General features: G+C 43.6%; 15 protein-coding genes. 10 read left to right on the top strand and 5 right to left on the bottom strand.

The features are described 5' to 3' along the window. Window positions 1-234: 234 nt before the first annotated feature. Window positions 235-1,572 carry an LLM class flavin-dependent oxidoreductase gene (locus FCR06_RS13630; RefSeq protein WP_138500476.1) on the top strand — a complete coding sequence of 446 codons (1,338 nt, stop codon included), beginning with the start codon at window positions 235-237 and terminating at the stop codon, window positions 1,570-1,572. A 642-nt stretch (window positions 1,573-2,214) separates the two neighbouring features. On the opposite strand, the gene FCR06_RS13625 is transcribed toward FCR06_RS13630, so the two are convergent. Then, a complete protein-coding gene (locus FCR06_RS13625; protein WP_138500474.1) occupies window positions 2,215-2,769 on the bottom strand; it encodes a hemerythrin HHE cation-binding protein in 555 nt (184 codons plus the stop codon). 620 nt (window positions 2,770-3,389) lie between these two features. Between FCR06_RS13625 and FCR06_RS13620 the strand changes: the two genes are divergently transcribed. Next, window positions 3,390-4,628 carry an acyl-CoA dehydrogenase family protein gene (locus FCR06_RS13620; protein ID WP_138500472.1) on the top strand — a complete coding sequence of 413 codons (1,239 nt, stop codon included), beginning with the start codon at window positions 3,390-3,392 and terminating at the stop codon, window positions 4,626-4,628. Window positions 4,629-4,713: 85 nt separating this feature from the next. On the opposite strand, the gene FCR06_RS13615 is transcribed toward FCR06_RS13620, so the two are convergent. From FCR06_RS13615 to FCR06_RS13595, 4 genes are all read right to left on the bottom strand, one after another. Next, a complete protein-coding gene (locus FCR06_RS13615; RefSeq protein WP_138500470.1) occupies window positions 4,714-5,373 on the bottom strand; it encodes a pentapeptide repeat-containing protein in 660 nt (219 codons plus the stop codon). 139 nt (window positions 5,374-5,512) lie between these two features. After that, window positions 5,513-6,421 carry a bile acid:sodium symporter family protein gene (locus FCR06_RS13610; protein ID WP_317616821.1) on the bottom strand — a complete coding sequence of 303 codons (909 nt, stop codon included), beginning with the start codon at window positions 6,419-6,421 and terminating at the stop codon, window positions 5,513-5,515. 265 nt (window positions 6,422-6,686) lie between these two features. After that, window positions 6,687-9,026, bottom strand: coding sequence for a sulfatase-like hydrolase/transferase (locus tag FCR06_RS13600; RefSeq protein ID WP_138500466.1), 2,340 nt, complete (start codon window positions 9,024-9,026; stop codon window positions 6,687-6,689). Between the two features lie 3 nt (window positions 9,027-9,029). Further along, window positions 9,030-10,040 (bottom strand): formylglycine-generating enzyme family protein, encoded by a 1,011-nt coding sequence (locus FCR06_RS13595; protein ID WP_138500464.1) that lies wholly within the window; start codon window positions 10,038-10,040, stop codon window positions 9,030-9,032. Window positions 10,041-10,729: 689 nt separating this feature from the next. On the opposite strand from FCR06_RS13595, the gene FCR06_RS13590 reads away from it, so the two are divergent. The 8 genes from FCR06_RS13590 (at window position 10,730) to FCR06_RS13555 (ending at window position 19,538) form a co-directional block, all read left to right on the top strand. Next, window positions 10,730-11,800, top strand: a complete 1,071-nt coding sequence (locus FCR06_RS13590) for an aliphatic sulfonate ABC transporter substrate-binding protein (RefSeq protein ID WP_223280133.1) — start codon at window positions 10,730-10,732, stop codon at window positions 11,798-11,800. A 57-nt stretch (window positions 11,801-11,857) separates the two neighbouring features. After that, a complete protein-coding gene (locus tag FCR06_RS13585; RefSeq protein ID WP_138500462.1) occupies window positions 11,858-12,967 on the top strand; it encodes an LLM class flavin-dependent oxidoreductase in 1,110 nt (369 codons plus the stop codon). Between the two features lie 29 nt (window positions 12,968-12,996). Continuing rightward, the gene (locus FCR06_RS13580) at window positions 12,997-13,758 is read left to right on the top strand and encodes a class II aldolase/adducin family protein (protein WP_138500460.1); all 762 of its coding nucleotides are present in this window, start codon (window positions 12,997-12,999) and stop codon (window positions 13,756-13,758) included. Window positions 13,759-13,804: 46 nt separating this feature from the next. After that, the gene (locus tag FCR06_RS13575) at window positions 13,805-14,839 is read left to right on the top strand and encodes an ABC transporter substrate-binding protein (RefSeq protein WP_138500458.1); all 1,035 of its coding nucleotides are present in this window, start codon (window positions 13,805-13,807) and stop codon (window positions 14,837-14,839) included. A 520-nt stretch (window positions 14,840-15,359) separates the two neighbouring features. Further along, complete coding sequence (locus FCR06_RS13570; protein WP_138500456.1) at window positions 15,360-16,328, top strand: TauD/TfdA dioxygenase family protein; 969 nt, start codon at window positions 15,360-15,362, stop codon at window positions 16,326-16,328. 200 nt (window positions 16,329-16,528) lie between these two features. Beyond that, window positions 16,529-17,092 (top strand): MFS transporter, encoded by a 564-nt coding sequence (locus FCR06_RS13565; protein ID WP_189523412.1) that lies wholly within the window; start codon window positions 16,529-16,531, stop codon window positions 17,090-17,092. Window positions 17,093-17,192: 100 nt separating this feature from the next. Continuing rightward, window positions 17,193-17,999, top strand: coding sequence for a class I SAM-dependent methyltransferase (locus FCR06_RS13560; RefSeq protein ID WP_138500452.1), 807 nt, complete (start codon window positions 17,193-17,195; stop codon window positions 17,997-17,999). Between the two features lie 96 nt (window positions 18,000-18,095). Beyond that, window positions 18,096-19,538, top strand: coding sequence for a SidA/IucD/PvdA family monooxygenase (locus tag FCR06_RS13555; protein WP_138500450.1), 1,443 nt, complete (start codon window positions 18,096-18,098; stop codon window positions 19,536-19,538). Window positions 19,539-19,548: the final 10 nt, after the last annotated feature.

Genomic DNA, 19,548 nt, shown 5'->3' with positions numbered 1-19,548 from the left:
AAACTAAAGACTGAACAGGTAGCAAAGAGCAGCGCATTTAAGACTAAATCGGCAAAAGATGTATCATTTGAGAAATTAGACAAAATACTGTAAACCACTTGAATTAAACCTTTTTTTAGATGTTTTAATTACGAATTACTGTCTTCGAAGCGGTAGCGATAGCGAAGCGTTAGCGACGGAGGAGCGTCGGAACGAGCGTCATTACGAATTACGAATTATATATACGGAGAGATAATGAGCAGATCGAAGCAATTAAAACTAGGTGCATTCATGCGTCCGGTAAGCATACATACAGGCGCTTGGCGCTATCCTGGGGCTATACCTGATGCCAATTTCAACTTCCAGGCACTGAAAAAATTCATCCAAAAACTAGAACAGGGCAAGTTTGACGCATTCTTCATGGCCGATCACTTAGCGGTGCTGAATATGCCAATCAACGCGCTCAAACGCAGCCATACTGTTACATCCTTTGAACCTTTTACCCTGCTTTCTGCCCTCGCCACCGTCACCGAACACATCGGACTAGTAGCCACCGCTTCCACAACCTATGACCAGCCTTACCACATCGCTCGTCGCTTCGCCTCTCTCGACCATATAAGTGGCGGTCGCGCTGGCTGGAACATCGTCACCACAGCCAATCCAGACGCAGCGCTCAATTTCGGCTTAGAAGAGGAGGTAGAGCATGACGAACGCTACCGGCGGGCTAGAGAATTTTATGATGTCGTCACAGGTCTTTGGGATTCTTTTGCTGACGATGCGTTTATTCGGGACGTGGAAGCAGGGATTTATTTTGATCCCGCAAAGCTTCACGTTCTGGATCATAAGGGAAAATATCTCTCGGTGCGGGGGCCATTGAACATTGCTAGACCAGTCCAGGGTTGGCCGCTAATTGTCCAAGCGGGTGCATCCGAAGCCGGACGGCAATTAGCCGCAGAAACAGCCGAAGCTGTGTTTGCACCTGCTGGTAATCTGGAGGCTGGCAAAGCTTTATTTGCAGACATTAAGGGACGGGCGCGGGCGATCGGACGTGACCCAGACAGTATAAAAATCCTTCCAGGTGTTTTAGTCATTGTGGGAGAAACTGTTGCCGAAGCACATACCAAGCGTCTTCATTTAGACAACCTAGTACATTATGACAGTGGGATCGCCAGTTTAAATGGCGCGCTTGGCTACGACGTTTCCGGCTTTGATCCGGACGGGCCCTTGCCAGAAATCCCACCGACTAACGCTGGTCACTCTTCACGAGAAAGAGTAATAGCCTTAGCCCAACGTGAAAACTTGACTATTCGACAACTGGCGCAACGCATTGGCAGTTACGGCGGACTAGCCTTCGTCGGCACACCTCAAACGATCGCTGATGAAATGGAGCAATGGCTGACTGAGGAAGGTTCTGACGGTTTCAATATCATGTTTCCTTTTCTTCCTGAAGGGCTGAATGATTTTGTTGACAAAGTTGTGCCAGAACTCCAACGGCGCGGAATTTTCCGCAAAGAGTATGAGGGTAAAACCCTGCGCGAAAATCTCGGATTGGCGCGCCCTGCTAATTGCTTCTTCCAAACCAGTTTAGTGTAAACAGCGATCGCAAAACTTTTCGGTCTACTGACAGTTACTCGCAGCGATCGCAGGGCAGGGGGTTGAGAAAACCTTTGCAATTCGCGTTCTATAGTTGTTCCTGTAGGTTGGTTATTGACCGAGACTGGAACAGTGCATTGAATCTTTTTGAACTTGTAGAGAAACTAGTTCTAAATATGACCAAGCTGGAGAGGAAATATCTCAGAGTTTCCCGAATAATTGCAAGTCAGAGAATAGACCTCTTGCATTCATTACTTTTTGCACTCTTATGGTCAAAGGGAAAAGGGAAAATACAAAAACCTTTCTCCCTTTTTCCCACTTATGCAATAAGTCTAATGGACGCTTTCAGTTAGTAATTAAAAACAAATCCCTCAGTTGTCAAAGGCAAACAGAGGGAATACAAACTTTATAAGTCGGGGTGTTATTGCTATAAGTTTAGCTTCAAAAATGACATTGCTAGAGGTTTTTTACAATGACTACTGACAGCTTCAGCAATAACACAAGAAAATGCCATATTTACATGGATAGTAAACTTGATAATTTACCTTTAACAATAAAGGCTGAAATACAAGCCTGGGCATAAACTAGCTAATCATTATATTACGCTCCCATGAATGACGCGCCCTCTGCCACTCATTACTACTAGTTTACCGCGCTGCTTATAACACCCTTAAGGGCTGCAATTCCCTGTTCAATGCTAGCCCACAGACCCATGTCAGGTTCCTTACCGGCTATCTCTCGCGTTCCGACGAAGTAAAGAACGCCTTTAAGAATCTCTTGATGAGCGCGATTTTCAAAATTAACTCGGTTGAGCGGTTCCATCAAATCTTGAAGCTCATCATTCAAGGACTGGGCAACCTTATGTAGAACCAGCCCGGTCATTGTCTGTTGATGCTTTAGCAACTCAAGCTGTAAGTATTTGTCATACAGAGTTAGCTCGGAGCCGCTCATCATTTGGCTTACCTTCTGAGCATGTTGAGTAGTAATGTCGCGAGGTTCTGCTGCGTTGCCATATTTAGAAATAACTGCTTCGATGACGCCAAGATTTTCGCGATCGCTGTTTATCATTCCTTCGAGCCGCTCGCAAATCGTATTGTCGTCCGTCTGTGCTATTAACTTTTGCTCACTTTCCAACAGAACATTCTGAAAAAGCTTTAGATCGGCAAGCTTAGTCGCTATATTTGTCACATCGGTCATTATTATTAACTCCAGACTACAAGTTTTATCGGTTATGACAAGCAAACTCACTTTTTCTATATTCTCGTGAGGTTTGAGTAAGTCTGTCCCTCCTCAGAAAGATATATCAAGTTTGGTAAGTATGTTTCAGCCTAGCTGATTAGTCGCTGTTTGGTTTATTTAGGCAGGTCAGAAACAACTTTCCTATTACCTTTACGCTGTTGAAGCATCACATACTACCAAGCGGCGGCAGTGACTACTATTCTCTGTAAAATTTATGATTGGACTTATTGTAAAAGTTGAAAAACAATGCAGGTTTCGTTCCTTTAGCAAAAAAGAACGAATGTGTCTTTCCCGCAAAAAGACGTTAAAACAGATTGACAACTTGGAGAAAATTTGGGAGTATCAAACTACGGTAACTCGGTAGATTTTTAGTATTTTAAAAAACTTAAATACATCTAAAACCCTTACAATGGTTTTTGTCGAGTGTAGTCGATGGCTTGAATATGTTACCAGATGTAATCGCCTCAAGGCTGGAAACATTCTTCAACTTTGTAGTGCTATCACGTAACCCAGAACTAGCAATTGTCTCACCACTCATCAACATAGATTTTTCACAGAATATTCGGAGATAAAAACTAATGATTAAGAGTCCAGAGAAGCTTGCAGATACAACAATTCAGTTTTCGGCTCCTGTGAGAGCAAACTCGCCGGAACTCCAGCAGCTTTTTGATTTTATTGCTCTGGGGGCAAGTGAACGCGATCGCGATCGCATCCTGCCTTTTGATGTGGTTGAATTAATCCGGCGTTCTCGGTTGGGTGCATTGCGAATCCCGGTAGCTGAAGGTGGTGGCGGTAGCACGGCGCGGGAATTATTCGAGGTCGTGATTCGGCTGGGGGATGCTGACCCGAACGTCGCTCACATTGTGCGGAATCATTTTTCTGTTACAGAGCGGATTTTGCGTTCTGAGCGCACCCAAAGGAATCGCCGTTGGCTCAAAGCCGTTGCTGATGGTGCGATTATTGGACTCGCTTCCACCGAACTAGAAGCCAAGCGATCAGGCGGTCGCCAAGTCGTGAATACAAAATTGACACCCGATGGCGACGGTTATCGTCTGAATGGAAAGAAATATTACAGCACTGGCAGCCTTTATGCAGACTTGATTTTTGTGCGTGTGTTAACACCTGATGGCACTACAGCGTATATACTCATTCCGACTAACCGCGAAGGTCTTGAACTGGTGGACGACTGGGACGGTTTTGGACAAAGACTCACAGGTACCGGAACGACCACCTTCACGAATGTCCGTGTAGAGGCTGAAGAAGTAATTTTTGAGACAGACACAGACAAAGACGACCTGCCCTATAATATCGTCCCGCAATTATTCCTGACTGCCATCAACGCCGGTATTATTTGCAGCGTTCTGCGTGATGCTACAGCCCTCATTCGCAACAGACCCCGCACTTTCTACCATGCTGTATCCGAGCAAGCCTCAGAAGACCCAATCTTGCAGCAGACTGTGGGGCAGATTGCCGCCAATGCCTTTGCTGCCGAAGCGATTGTTTTAGCAGCAGCGGATGGTCTCGATCGCCTCCCTGCTGCCCAAGCTCAGGGTGAAGAGGCAGAGACGGCTGTGGCACTGGCAACTTCTCTGAGTGCATCCAAAGCCAAATTGATAGTTGATGATTTGGCATTACGTTCGGCTACCTTGTTGTTTGAAGTTGGTGGGGCTTCTACAACTAAAAAAAGCTCAAACTTTGATCGTCACTGGCGCAACGCTCGTACTTTGTCCTCACACAACCCAAATCATTTTAAAGCTCGTGCGATCGGCGATTACGAGATTAACGGTACACCATTACCGCAGAGAGGATTCTTTTAATTCTGTTCAAATTCCTGACTTCTAGCTTGGAGAGATCGCTTTATGAGTCTATATAAAAAGTGGTGGAACGACGCAAACGCAATGTTTATTCATCAACAGTTTTAACTACTACATTTGCATACCTTTGAAGAATATAAGCAGCTTGAAATGGATCTAAAATTGCACCTTTAAGCTGACTTATATTAATTTGCAAGCCTTCTATATTAGAACCTCTAAAATCTGTGTCTTTAAATTTAGCATTAGCAAGGATAACGTTATTCATTTGGCAATTTATAAATTTTACATTTGTTAGAGAAGTTTCTAAAAATGTAGAATTTTCAAGATTACAATTATTAAAAATAATATTATCAAATTTACTAAAAGTAAACTGTGAAAATTGTCCCTGACACTCTTGAAAAACAACATTTTTTAATCTACATTTTATTGCTTTAAATCCCAATAATCTAGAGTTAATAAACTCAATTCTATTAAGTGAACCTTCTTCCCATTGAGTATTAGCAAAATCACTTTTAGTAATTCTAACATCTTGTAGAGAAAGTCTTTTAAAGTAAGTATTTATAATTTTAACATTATCAAAGTAGGCATACTGAAAATCTACTCCTTTAGTTCCCTGAAGCTGGCAATTTGATAAATATACATTTTGATAGCTTTCCGATTCATATAATTGCTTATCTGGTATCCCCTTATTCATTGTTTCAAGTGAAGGTAAAATAGGAGATTCGATAGCTCTATGTTTGCTAGGCATATTTTATATGAAAAACATCTTAATATTAAGATAATACTTTATAAGCTTTCTAATCTTTACTTGTCTTCTCTGGGAGAGGCTACGCTAACAAGACGCTTTGCAAAGTGTTGCAATGACGGTTATTTAAACGCACATGATATCAAACTTCCACCTGTTCTATCTTTGCATTAGTTGGCTGATCTATTTCTGTAAACTTTGGCCCGGCAATGAGAACTGTAACCATCATTAATATACTCGTCACCATGATAATGCTCACCACGCTGGGATCTTCAAAGTTGCTTGTAGCTACTAATAATGCGGCGGCAAAATTGCGTTGAGCTGTTCCGACTCCTAGCACTCTTTGGGTGTCAATACCAGGGCCGCCTAAAAGATAGCCGACGCTAAAAGAAAAGATAATAAATACAGCACAAACAAAGATTGCACCAGTTTTTAATAAGGCAATCATATCGTTAGTATGAACTGCCAGTCTGACTATTAGACCTAAAAGTAATCCAGCATTAGATAATTTGAACAAAAACGGCTGAAGAGTCATAGCGATCGCTGGAAATTTAGCTTTGATAAATAGCCCAATTACTAATGGGCTGACCATCATTAATAATAAGGGTTCCGCAATCTCCCAAGAGTTGATTTGTACGCCTTCTACCACTAAAGGTAATACAATCGGCATGTAAATGATTGTGCCCAACATCAGCAACATCATTAACCCTACGGAAAAAGCTATATTCCCCTTGACTATATGAGCAAGTTTTGGTAAAGCTGGGGGGCCTGATGCTACTGCCATGACCAGTAAACCATCTCTGAGTGGTTCGCTTAAATGTACAACTTGCAGCAGCAGGTAGACAAAAAGTGGCACCAGTACAAAATTTGTCACCAGAGATAATATCACCAGACGGCGGTTGCGGAGTGGTTCCCAAATCTCTTGTACGGTTAGGCGTAAACCCGCACCCAACATAGTGAAAACAATGAATGTGAGAAGCGCTAATTTGTCGATTACTACCAAAATTTCATTCATGATTTTAATAGGAATTGGGGATTGGGCACGGGGCATAGAAATTGGGTATTTGAACTTCATTAATGAGTATTTGAGCTTCATTAATGAGTATTTGAACTTCATTAATGAGTATTTGAACTTCATTAATGAGTATTTGAGCTTCATTAATGAGTATCTGAGCTTCATTAATGAGTATTTGAGCTTCATTAATGAGTATTTGAACTCCATTAATGAGTATTTGAACTCCATTAATGAGTATTTGAGCTTCATTAATGAGTATTTGAGGAAAATGGACAAGTCCCCAATGCCCAATCTCCATTACTTACTTCAACTCAAGGCTGACTTGCTGTAAGTTACCAGTGAAGGCAAAGGGTACTTGATAGGTGTCAACGACCGGAGTACCTGTGTCTCTACCGACATCAAAGGTTTCATCTAGGGCTAAACGATAAGCGATGGTTTTTTCGATTCGACCTTCAGCTACCTGCTGTTGGTTGATGAATAATTTTCCAGTTCCCCCTGCACCTACACTGCCACCGTCATAATCAAAGTCGAACCGTAATCTAGATTTACCTGTGGGCAGTTTTTCAGGGGATTGAATAATGTAGCGAACAGCATTGGCATAGTTGTAGACATAGGTGGGCTTGCCATCCTCAAGGAAAAAACTCCAACCAGCAAAACGTCCGCCCTGAGTTAAGAGGATACCTTCTGCCCCAGTTTCGGGAATTTCCACATTAGCTGTGATGCTGAAGGATCTGTTTTTTAGATTTGGGGCGCTACCTTCTGGGATGCCAAATACACCAGGATAATAAGTAAAGCTTGTGCGTCCGGTGGTGAAACCGGGGCGAATTTTGACATCAAACCGTTCTAGGGCGCGATCGTCTAATGGTAAGACTTGGTGGTTACGGGCTTCTTCTAAAAACAGTTTTTGCAGTTTTTCTAGCTTGTCTGGATTTTCTTGAGCCAGGTTGTTCGCTTCGCTGAAATCTTCTGCAATGTTGTACAGTTCCCACGGATCTGTGTCAAAGTCACCTTTTGCAGTACGTTCCCAAGGTAAGCGACCATGACGAGCCGCCGCCACCCATCCGTGATCGTAAATCGCTCGGTTGCCCAACATCTCGAAGTACTGTGTTTCACGATGGGATGGAGCATCAGGGCGATCGAAGGTATAAACCAGACTAGTTCCTTCGATTGGTTGTTGCTTGACCCCATTCACTTCTGTAGGGGCTGTAATTCCCGTTGCTTCTAAAATGGTGGGTGCAATATCAATTACGTGATGGAATTGACTGCGGATTCCACCTTGGTCTTTAATGCCTTCGCCCCAAGAAATTACTAAGGGGTTACGAGTTCCACCAAAGTGAGAGGCGATTTGCTTTGTCCATTGAAAGGGAGTGTTGACTGCCCATGCCCAAGCGGCGGGAGAATGGTTGAATGTCTTGGGGCTACCCAAGTCATCATAGGAAGCAAGCAGTTGTGGTAGATTTTCGGGTACACCGTTGAAGAATTTCAATTCGTTAACGGTACCTGTTAAACCGCCTTCTGCACTAGCACCGTTATCTCCCACGACATAGATCACTAAAGTGTTGTCTAGTTCACCGAGTTGGGCAACTGCGTCAATTAAGCGTCCAATTTCATAATCTGTGTGCGCTAGAAATCCAGCAAATACTTCTGCCATGTGGGCAGAGAGTTTCTTTCGATCTGCTGAAAGGGAATCCCAAGCCGGCAGTTCTTGGGGGCGGGGTGTTAGTTGGGCATTCGCAGGAATTACACCCAGTTGTTTTTGACGCGCAAAGATTTCTTCGCGCAATTTATCCCACCCTTGGTCAAATTTGCCTTTGTACTTGTCAATCCAAGCTTTGGGGGCGTGGTGGGGTGCATGGGTGGCTCCAGTGGCGAGATAGGTGAAAAAGGGTTTGTCAGGGGCAATAGATTGTTGGTTGCGAATCCAGGCGATCGCATGGTCTACTAAGTCGGGAGTCAGGTGGTAATCAGGGTTATTGGCTGGTTTCTCGACTCGTTTCGTATTTTCGACTAAGGCTGGACTCCACTGATTAGTATCACCACCCAGAAAACCGTAAAAGTACTCAAATCCTAATCCTGTAGGCCAGCGATCAAAAGGCCCAGCGGCGCTGGTTTCATAGTCTGGTGTGTTGTGCCATTTACCGAAAGCAGCTGTATTATAGCCGTTTTGTCGCAGGACTTCGGCGACGGTAGCAGCACTCTTGGGCAAAATTGTTGTGTAGCCAGGATAACCTGTGGCCAATTCCTCAACTACCCCTGTATTGACTGAATGGTGATTGCGTCCAGTTAACAGGGCTGCCCTGGTAGGTGAGCAAAGGGCTGTGGTGTGGAATTGATTGTAGCGTAATCCTCTTTCGGCTAAACGAGTTAAGTTAGGAGTTTCCACCGGGCCGCCAAAGGTACCAGCTTGTCCGAAGCCAACATCATCTAGGATCACTAGTAGAACATTGGGGGCTTTGGCTGGGGCAGCGTTCGGTTGGGGAAAATCTGGTTTTGAGTCTTTGTAGGTGATGCCAATTTTGCCCTTGAAGTCTGGTTGGGGAATGGGTAAAACCTTTGATGTGGCTGCTAGGGCAGGGTTATTAGCCGTCAATAAAATAATGACTATAGATAAAATCAGCGATCGCCAAAGTAAATGCAACATAAACTAATTGGTAATTGGTTGAACTTGATTCAAGCTCTTAATTAAACGAAATCCGATATGCGTAGTTCCGGTGTCGGGAGCTTGAGATTCTCGTGCTGCTGGGCGGAAGCGGCTGCAATAGTTAGGCGCGCAAAGGTAAGAACCTCCTTTGATGGTGTGTAAGACATTTTCTGTGGGTTTGTTGGGGTCAAAACTTTGTTCTGGGCCTATGGGATCGACACTATAGTTTTTCTGGTCATGTCCTACCCCAAACAAATCTGAGGTCAATTCCCAGACATTACCTGCCATGTCGTAAAGACCATAACCGTTGGGTGGAAAGGAACCAACGGGAGCGATACCTACGTAACCATCGCTTTTATTGTTGAAAAAGGGAAAGGTTCCTTGCCAGGTGTTGGCTTTTTTTTCAGAGTAGCGATCGCCCCATGTATAAGTTGCACGGTCTAACCCGCCACGGGCGGCGTATTCCCACTGAGCTTCGCTGGGTAAGTATTTTCCTGCCCATTGGGCATAGGCTGCGGCATCTTCATAGGCAATATGAACAACTGGTAAGTTGTCTTTTGTGGCAATTGCACTTCCCAAGCCAAAGGGATGCCGCCAATTCGCCCCAGTCGTCCAATGCCACCAACTCAGCTGCTTTGCTCCTGGTTGTGCCATTTCAAACACCAAGGAACCTGGTAATCTCTGCTCATCTGGTAAGTCGGGAAACTGTTCTTTGGGTAAAGGCCGCTCTGCAACTGTTACATACCCTGTTGCTTTGACAAATGCTGCGAACTGTGCATTTGTCACTTCATATTTATCAATACAAAAGGAACTAACTGTGACATCAAAAGCCGATTGTTCTTCCACAAAACCAGAATTATCTGACCCCATTGTGAATGTCCCTGCTGGGATCATTACCATTTCTTGTGGACAGGGATTTAGGGTAGCGGCAGCGGAATGTGGGATGAATAAAAGTGCGATCGCCACTCCTGTAGTGAACAATAATCTTAAAAAACTTTTCCCTGGCTTGGACATGCTAAAAATTACCCCCTCGGTGGGGCTACATATACGCTTTTCATCAATAACATGCAAAATTATTACAAGCTTTTACAGCGCTTGCATCAAGTCGTAATTTACTGCGAATAAAACACATCAAAATTAAAACTAACTTTGGCTCAAATACTTACAATGTAAAACTTATAAAGATTAATACCTTGATTAAAAATTGAGACATATTGACCTTTAATCAAAATAATTTAGTTAAAGGAAAATGCAGAATACATAACAATAAAGTGGGGCATTTCAACCCTCACTACCACTCAGACTCTAATTCATGCTGAATTCTGATTCCTGACTTGTTATTCAAAAATACTGTATATATATAAATTTACCGTATTTAATTACAATATTGATAAACTACCTCTAAGACAAAAATAAGTCAAGAGCTTTGTTATATAGGGAATCCAGTTTGATTCGGAGAAATTATTTGTGTAGATAGGCAAGAGACAAAGAACATAAAGGAAGACTCATACCCGTTTTTTAGAGACTGTTGCTCAAAGCGATGCATAGAAATAAAGAAAGATTGATTTGGACAATCCATCAAAAGGTGGTATTCTTAATTTTTATTAACTACGGTAATTGTATAAACTTACCGTAGTTAGTTGCTTTTATTATAGATATAGCTCCCTAAACTCCTAAAAATTGATATCAAGGAGTCAATTGTGGTGAATTATTTTACAGAACGCCGCTTTCCGCACAAACAAAAATATTCTGTTAGTAAAATCTTTGCAGTTACAACGTCTTTTTTTGGATTGATGGCTTCTAGTTGCAGCCAACAAACAGCTATGAATGCCGCAGCTAACCAAGATTCCTCCTTAAAAACACTCAGTACCAAAACTACAGAGAAAAACAATGTGATTCGCTTGGGCTACCAAAAAGGCGGGATTATTCCCATTGCGCGTCAACGAGGTGAGCTAGAACGTCAGTTAGCAACGCAAAATATTAAAGTTGAATGGAGTGGGCCATTTGACCGTTGCGCGACGCTTTTAAGTTCTCTCAATGGTAATCGAGCGGATATTGGCGGCTGTGGTGATATTCCTTCGATTTCTGGAATTGCTGCTGGACAGCCTCTTTGTATTGGTTCTGTACAGCGTCCTGTTCTAAATTCTTTGAGTAATGCCATTTTAGTTCGCGGTGATTCTGCTATTCGTAAACCTACTGATTTAATAGGTAAAAAAGTTGCAGTCAATCAAGGTGGTGCAGGGGAATATCTGTTATTAAAAGTTTTGGAAAAAGAAAATATTCCTTCATATAAAGTCCAGCGAGTTTATCTATCGCCAAATGATGCCGCACCTGCTCTATATCAAGGTTCTGTTGATGCGTGGGCAGTTTGGGAACCTTATATTTCTATTGCCCAATTAGAGCATCAGGCGCGAAGAATTACTACTACACATCCTGCTCCTACCTACGGCATTCTGGTTGTTCGTAGTGATGCAGCTAAAGATAATCCAGTAGCAGTCAAAGCTGCTCTGACTGGTTTGAGCCAGAATGGTGAATGGCTAAATCAGCATAGCGATGCAGCATCAGATTTTTTAGTTAAAGAGTTAAAAATCTCGGATGCTGTAGCCAAGCAAGTGACTAAAAATCGAGGCCCAGAGTCTTATGTATTTCCTAACACTGAAGATATTGCCAATCTTCAAAAAACAGCTGACTGGTTACTAGAGCAAAAAATTATTCCGCAACGAGTAGATATTGCAACAGCAGTGTGTCCGTTGGAAACTACTGCCCCTAAGTAGGAAAAATAGGGAAACACAAACAATCACCTTTAAATAACAAAGATTTGGAGCAATAATATGCCTGTAGAATTTATTGGCATGATTGGTACGCGAGAAGCGTCAGAATTACATAGCCCTACCGTATCTATCACGGGGGGAAGTATAGACTTAGATTATGTCCGCAGATTTGCGAAAGTCCATGAAGATGGTGGCTTTGACCGAGTGCTAGTTGGTTATAGCTCTACAGGTCCGGATGGCTTTAATGTAGTTAGTTATGTGGCTGCTGCAACAGAACGACTCAAGTTTTTACTTGCACATAGACCGGGTTTTGTGGCTCCGACTTTAGCCGCCCGTAAATTAGCAACATTAGATCATTTTTCTAATGGTCGGGTTGCAGTGCATATCATTACTGGTGGAAGCGATGCCGAACAAGAGCGCGATGGTGATTGGCTCGATCATGATACTCGCTATCGCCGTACCGATGAATATCTTGATGTTGTGCGGCGAGTTTGGACGAGTGAAGAACCCTTCGATTATAAAGGAGAATTTTACCAACTCAAAGATGCATTTTCGGAAGTTAAACCTTTACAGCAACCACATATTCCAATATATTTCGGGGGCGCTTCTGGTGCTGCTGTAGGTGTAGGTGCGAAGCACAGTAACGTCTATGCGTTTTGGGGAGAACCCATAGCTGCTATTAAACAACGCATTGCAGAGGTGAAAGCCGCAGCACCGCCTGGAAAAGATTTACAGTTTAGTGTTTCCTTGCGTCCAATTTTGGGCGAAACAGAAGCAAAAGCATGGGAAAAGGCGCATTATATTCTCTCACGGATTAATGAAACCCGCGCTAAGGCAGGGATTCAATTATCTCCGGAGGCTTCTGCACGACCTCAAGCTGTTGGTTCATTGCGGTTGCTAGATTTTGCTCAGGAAAGCGAAATTCATGATAAGCGTTTATGGACACCGATCGCAGCTGCTACTGGCGCTCGTGGTAATACTACTGCTTTGGTAGGGACTCCAGAACAAGTTGCAGAGTCATTATTTGATTACTACAAAGCTGGCGTGACAACACTGTTGATTCGCGGTTTTGATCCAGTGGAAGATGCGATCGCTTACGGACGAGATGTGATTCCTTTGGTGCGTCAACAAGTGCAACGACAAGAACGACCAACAGTAACCATAGCTTAATCTACCTGTGAAATAAGAAAGAGAAAATCATGCCAAATTTCACTAGACCACAACCGCCAGTCTTTGAACGAGTTGAAAAAGAACGACTCCACCGCAAACAACGCCTTGCTGCTGCATTTCGGTTGTTTGCTCGTTTTGGCTTTAGCGAAGGAATAGCAGGCCACATCACTGCCAGAGATCCAGAGTTTACCGACCATTTTTGGGTAAATCCCCTTGGCAAGTACTTTGGTCACATCCGTGTTTCTGACTTGATTTTGGTTGATAGAGAAGGAGAAGTTGTCAAAGGTAATGCTCCTGTCAATCGTGCCGCCTTTGCCATTCATTCACAGGTTCATGAGGCACGGCCTGATATAGTTGCAGCTGCTCATGCTCATTCTCTGTATGGTAAATCTTGGTCAAGTCTTAGTCGCCTGCTCGATCCCCTAACTCAAGATGCTTGTGCTTTTTATCAAGACCACGCTCTCTTTGATGACTATAAAGGTGTAGTTTTAGATACTTCAGAGGGTAAAAGAATTGCTGAATCTTTGGCAGACAAAAAAGCTGTCATCCTGCGGAATCATGGTTTTTTGACAGTGGGAGAAACAGTAGACGAGGCTGCTTTTTGGTACATTTCTTTTGAGCGATCGGCTCAAGCCCAACTGCTTGCAGAAGCAGCTGGCAAACCATTTCCCATTGACCACGAAACAGCAACTTTTACTCATAACCAAGTCGGAACCCATTCTGGCGGTTGGTTTAGCTTTCAGCCACTCTACGACCGAATTGTGAGCGAACAACCAGACTTACTAGAGTAGTTGGCGGTTATTGTTATTGCTTGTCTTTTTATACCCAAAAATTAACGTGTCTACCAATTGGCTATCGCAGAATTTTTTCTTATCTCTGGGTTGCTTGTTAGCCCTAGCAACAACGGCTTGCTCAGAGGTGAAGTCTACCAGTCCGGCAACGATCGCTGCTAATTCTGGCTCATCCAAAATCGCAGTATCGAATACAACTCAACTACGTGTTGCTAAGTATAAAGGTGGTTGGGACTTAAATTTAAAGTGGGCTGGACTAGATAATTTCCCTTATCAAACTCAATTTACTGAGTTTACTGGGGGTAATTTGATGGTACAGTCAATCAATGCTGGTGCGATTGACTTGGGTTCAGCTAGTGAAATTCCGCCGATTTTTGCGATTGAATCGAAAGCATCTGTAAAAATTATTGCCACTCTCAAAGGGCCGACGATTGGTCAAGTTGTACTTGTACCCAAAGACTCCACTGCCAAAACGATCGCTGACCTGAAAGGTAAAAAAGTGGGTTATGTTAAAGCCACAACTGCCCACTACTTCCTGATTAAAATGTTGGAAAAAGTCGGGCTGACGATGAAGGATATCAATGCAATTCCTTTATCAATACCCGATGGGCTTTCGGCTTTTCGTAAAGGACAGCTTGATGGTTGGGCTACCTACGGTTATGCCATCCCCCAAGCCGAAAAAGAAGGGGCACGGGTGCTAGAATCTGCAAAAGATATTTTGAGCGGTAACTTCGTAATTATTGCTTCACCTGATGCGATCGCCGATCCGCAAAAGAAAGTTGCGATCGCTGATTTTCTCTGTCGCTTGCAAAAATCTCAAACTTGGCGGGAATCTCATCTTAAGAAGTGGTCGAAGAATTATGCAAAGACCATTGATGTTGATCAAAACATCGTTTATCAGGATGCCCAGCAAGGTCAACAACAGCGTCCTCAAGAAGTACTTCCTGTTTCTGAGGAAGCTATTGCTTCTGAGCAAAAGGTTGCAGATACCTTTTTTCAAGCAGGTGTAATTCCCACAAAAGTTGATGTGAAACCACTTTGGGACAGTACTTTTAACGAAGATATAACTAAATGCAAGTAGAACGCAGAATTGACTAATTAAATGAGCGATCGCCAATAAATAAAGATAAATACTAATTGTCAACTCTCATTCTTTTCGCAAAACTTAATATTAGTTATACTAATAGTTAGTTTAACATGATATTGTGTTCTTCAGTACAGATTTTTTGTATTAATGTGTATAAGCTAAATCTGCTCAGTAAAATTGCTGCATAAATTTGTGGTAAATCGCTAACCAAATAGCATTCCTTTTCACTCCTTGTACAGCAATTAATTAAGTGTGTGGAAGCAAGTTTGTTTGCTGGAGAGCATTTCCTGATGGCAGACTATTTCATCTAAGGTAAATTAAGAGCTTGCATAGTTATCAAACTGGTTTGACTGAACTTTCTTAACATTTTATACTACGATAAATCTATCGATTTAAAGTATGATATTAAGCTACGGATGCTTCTTTGGTATATTGCTGGGACTCAATAAAAATCTGACAAAGGAAGCTAACGAGTACAAACATTCACCCATAGATCAAGCTTTGGAGAATAAACATGAGCTATAAACACATTGAAGTTAAACCGACTTCTGGTTTCACTGGTGCCCAAATCAACGGCGTGGATCTTTCGCGTCCTCTGGACGATGAAGCAGTTGCAGAAATTCGTCAAGCATTATTGAAGTGGAAGGTGATTTTCTTTCGCAATCAGAACATCGATCATGCTGCACAGATTGCCTTCACGGCTCGTTTTGGTGAAGTGACCTACGCGCATCCCCACGAAGATGACCCGATAGAAGGCTTTTCTGAAATTTTACCAATTGATCGCAGCCGCTTTGAGCGCCGCAACGGTCTACGCCGTACCAGCTATGAAAGTCGTTGGCATACTGATGTAACTGCTGTTGTTAACCCACCTGCGGGTTCAATTCTGCGAGCAGTTAACGTCCCTAGTTTTGGTGGTGACACACAATGGACTAATCTAGTTGCAGCTTATGAAGGTCTATCTGCACCCCTACGCGCCCTAGCAGATGGATTGAAAGCCGAGCATCGGTTCAATGCACGTTTACGGATACCTAGCAGTAGCAAATATGCCCAGCGCATTGCTGCCAATCCGCAGGTTTCGATTCACCCAGTGGTACGCGTTCATCCAGAGACAGGTGAACGTGCATTGTTCGTCAATCCTGGCTTCACCTCGCACATTCTTGATGTGTCACCACAAGAGAGCGAACTGCTGCTGGAGTTGTTTTTCAACCAAATCACTAAACCCGCTTATACCACTCGCTTCCGTTGGAACAATGGTGATATTGCATTTTGGGATAACCGCGCCACTTCGCATTTAGCCCCACAGGATTTGGATCATATAGAAGTTGAGCGCGTACTCTATCGCACCACCATTACAGGTGATATTCCAGTCGGACCTGATGGTTTCCGTTCGCAGAAAGTTGAAGGCGAGCCGTTAACGGCTGAATTACCAACTGTCCTCAAGCAAAAAGCCGAGAAGGTGTTAGCAGAACCAGCATTCAATTAAGTTATGAAGTGCTAGTTGGATCGAAGGCTAACAATATATAAGACAAATTAAGGCGATCGCACAAAGCAATCACCTTCAATAATACGGTAAACTAACATGTTTACCGTATTCTGATTATCAGATGCAGATACCCAAAAACCATAAGTCATGCTCCGTGCTTTTAGTTCTAGAAATTTTAGCTTGTTCTACACAGTTCTATCTTGATTGGTTCAAGTTTAGTCTGCTGTGTTTGGGGATTTTACCTAGCTTTGGGGCCGATTTTTGCTAAAGAGATTTTGCAGGGTGAATCTAACACTTTTGGTTTTCTGATGACAGCATCTAGCTTAGGAACTTTAGCGGGTGGTATCTATTTAACTAGGCATAAAAATGTACATGGATTAGGAAGAATTTTAGCATTAGGTATAGGTTTGATGGGCATGAGTCTGATTGTTTTTGCCCTATCGCGTGTGTTCTGGCTTTCTTTGCTATCACTATTAGCGGCTGGTTTCGGCTTTATTTTGCAGATAATCGCCGGACGTACTTTACTTCAGTTGTTAGTCAGCGATGAAAATCGTGGACAAATCACAGGTCTTTACGTGATGGCATCTACGGGTGCAGTTCCTCTGGGCAATTTGATAGCTGGCACACTAGCAAGCTGTATCGGTGTTGTGAATACTGTCATCCTTGGTGCAAGTATTTGTATTCTAGGTTCAGGTATTTTTATGCACCAAATTTCTACCTTTCGGAATTTAGTTCGGTTGAATTTAAATGCAAATAATTCATAAAATATATTTTTACTTTAAAAAAACTTGGTAAAAGGCAAATTTATTAATTATCTATTTGACTTAAGATTTGCAAATTAACTTATTTCCAAAGGATAAAAAGATGACTGCAACAATTTCATTTGACCGTCTATCTGATGTTTACGATTCTACAAGAGGATTACCTCCAGGAATATCTGAACAAATAACTGACACTATCCTCGACATAGTTTCACCAACATCAGAGACTAAGTTCTTTGAAATTGGTGTGGGTACCGGCAGAATCGCTATTCCGATTGCTAAAAGAGGCTATTCTTACACAGGTATAGATGTCTCAGAAAAGATGTTATCTGAGTTGCACCGCAAGCTAGAAGGTATTTCCCACCTCCTGACAGCTGTTAAAGGAGATGCTAGTACTTTACAGTTTGCTGATAACTCCTTTGATGTCGGGTTGACGGTTCATGTGTTCCATCTGGTTTCTGCTTGGAAGCAAGCACTCGCTGAAATCCGCCGCGTCCTCAAATCCGGTAGTGTTTATCTATATACTCATGGCACTATGGATTCTAACTTAGCAAATCCTAATCACGATCTGATGTTTCGGCAACGTTGGGAAGATATTATCGCTAGTTATGGTTATCCTTTACCTCGTTATGGTGCAACAGAAGAAGAAGTATTAACAGAACTACGCGCCCAAGGTGCAAGTTTAGAAACAGTAATTGCAGCTAAATGGCAATCTGAATTAACTGTTAACAAATCACTAGAACACTATCAAAACAGAGTCTATCGTCCTAGTTGGCATCTTCCTGATGATGTCTTTGCCAAAGCCATTGATGATTTACGCGGATGGGCTTTAGAACACTACGGTTCTCTAGACTATGACTTATCTAGTGAAACCAAATTCAAAATTGTTGTAGTGCGAAATTGGGCTTAATGCGGAATAATGCAACGTTTTAGTCTTGCCACGCCACTACGATTCTTCCCTTAAACCTTTCCCCAGTACCCAATCCCTTCACCCTGAGAGATCGACATGACAACAATAACTGACCCCGATTTTGCCGCCCGCGAGGCGTTGCGCTTACTCGGCCCCGATCCGGAAAACTGGGTGAGCGATCGCCCAGATATTGACCATAATGTGACAATAGTAGGTGGTAGTGGCAGTGGCAGTACCTTTGCATTTGCCCTCCGACGCGCCGGTATTGGCCGCGTGACGATAATTGATGAGGCTCTTGACGAAGCCCATGCTGGCGTGTGGCTGACGCGAGCGCGGATGAAAAAGCTACGCACACCAAAAAACCTGCCAGGACCAGAACTTGGCATACCAGCGCTGTCATTTCAGGCTTGGTACGAGGCGCGGCACGGTGTTGAGGCCTACGCAGCGCTTGACCGCATTCCACGAGTGGTGTGGGCTGAGTACCTTAGCTGGTATCGGCATTTTTTAAACATTGCCGTTCGGTATCAGACGAAGCTGGTGCGGATTGAGCCAGTTGAAGGTTTGTTTCGTCTGCACCTGGAAGTGAACGGTGTCGCGCAGGTGGAAACCACCCGCAAGATTATCTTCGCCAACGGTGTAGGTGGCACAGGTGGCCCCTACATCCCGCCTGTACTAGCATCTGTGCCCCGCAGTTTGTATGCACATACGGCTGATGAAATCGACTTCGGTGGGTTGCGTGGCAAGACTGTTGCAGTGCTGGGTAGTGCAGCTTCGGCCTTTGATGCCGCAGGGGTGGCACTGGAATCAGGAGCTAAGGCAGTACACCTGTTCGCACGACGGTCTGCGATCGCTTCACTTCCAGTGATTCGTGTGCGTGGGTATCCTGGTGCTTACTACAACTATCCACAGTTACCTGATGCAGCTCGCTGGTTCCAAGCTTGGCGGTTTAATCAGGTTGGCTCCACGCCACCACCAGACGCAATCGAGCGGGTAATCGCATTCTCCAACTTCCATCTGCACCTATCCGCACCGTGGAGAGACGCTAAAGACCAAGGCAATCACATCATCGCTCAAGTCAATGATGATGTTTTCGAGTTCGATTTTGCGATCGCTGGTACTGGTTACTTCGTCGATCCGACAAAGCGACCGGAATTAGCTGACTTTGCCCATCACATCGCCCTCTGGCGCGATCGCTATCAGCCACCAACCGACCAAGACGATGATAAACTCAGTACTTACCCTTATCTTGGTAGCGCTCATGAATACCAAGAGAAAGTTCCTGGTAGTGCGTCATACCTGAAGGACATCCACATTTTTAATCCTGCGGGCTTCGTGAGCTTTGGTCTGCCTATTGGCGATGTGCCTAGTATCCGGCGCGATGTGTCGGCAGTAGTAACGCGCATCAGCCACGATTTATTCTTCGCTGACTGGTCAATACATGAAGCTCGTATCACTAGCGACAACATTGCACCAGACTTTGATCCCTCAGTGTATGCCGCCGCCGTATGGAAACAGCCGGCTAAGGTGACACTCACTTGAGTCTGCCCCA

The organism is Nostoc sp. PA-18-2419, assembly GCF_005869855.1.
Taxonomy (GTDB): domain Bacteria; phylum Cyanobacteriota; class Cyanobacteriia; order Cyanobacteriales; family Nostocaceae; genus Nostoc.
This window is presented reverse-complemented; position numbering and strand designations above follow the sequence as displayed.

What these genes read in the sequence shown, in the direction of transcription:
- FCR06_RS13630 (WP_138500476.1), top strand. Translation starts at nt 235, where the DNA reads ATGAGCAGATCGAAGCAATTAAAACTAGGTGCATTCATGCGTCCGGTA.
- FCR06_RS13625 (WP_138500474.1), bottom strand. Translation starts at nt 2,769, where the DNA reads ATGACCGATGTGACAAATATAGCGACTAAGCTTGCCGATCTAAAGCTT.
- FCR06_RS13620 (WP_138500472.1), top strand. Translation starts at nt 3,390, where the DNA reads ATGATTAAGAGTCCAGAGAAGCTTGCAGATACAACAATTCAGTTTTCG.
- FCR06_RS13615 (WP_138500470.1), bottom strand. Translation starts at nt 5,373, where the DNA reads ATGCCTAGCAAACATAGAGCTATCGAATCTCCTATTTTACCTTCACTT.
- FCR06_RS13610 (WP_317616821.1), bottom strand. Translation starts at nt 6,421, where the DNA reads ATGCCCCGTGCCCAATCCCCAATTCCTATTAAAATCATGAATGAAATT.
- FCR06_RS13600 (WP_138500466.1), bottom strand. Translation starts at nt 9,026, where the DNA reads ATGTTGCATTTACTTTGGCGATCGCTGATTTTATCTATAGTCATTATT.
- FCR06_RS13595 (WP_138500464.1), bottom strand. Translation starts at nt 10,040, where the DNA reads ATGTCCAAGCCAGGGAAAAGTTTTTTAAGATTATTGTTCACTACAGGA.
- FCR06_RS13585 (WP_138500462.1), top strand. Translation starts at nt 11,858, where the DNA reads ATGCCTGTAGAATTTATTGGCATGATTGGTACGCGAGAAGCGTCAGAA.
- FCR06_RS13580 (WP_138500460.1), top strand. Translation starts at nt 12,997, where the DNA reads ATGCCAAATTTCACTAGACCACAACCGCCAGTCTTTGAACGAGTTGAA.
- FCR06_RS13570 (WP_138500456.1), top strand. Translation starts at nt 15,360, where the DNA reads ATGAGCTATAAACACATTGAAGTTAAACCGACTTCTGGTTTCACTGGT.
- FCR06_RS13560 (WP_138500452.1), top strand. Translation starts at nt 17,193, where the DNA reads ATGACTGCAACAATTTCATTTGACCGTCTATCTGATGTTTACGATTCT.
- FCR06_RS13555 (WP_138500450.1), top strand. Translation starts at nt 18,096, where the DNA reads ATGACAACAATAACTGACCCCGATTTTGCCGCCCGCGAGGCGTTGCGC.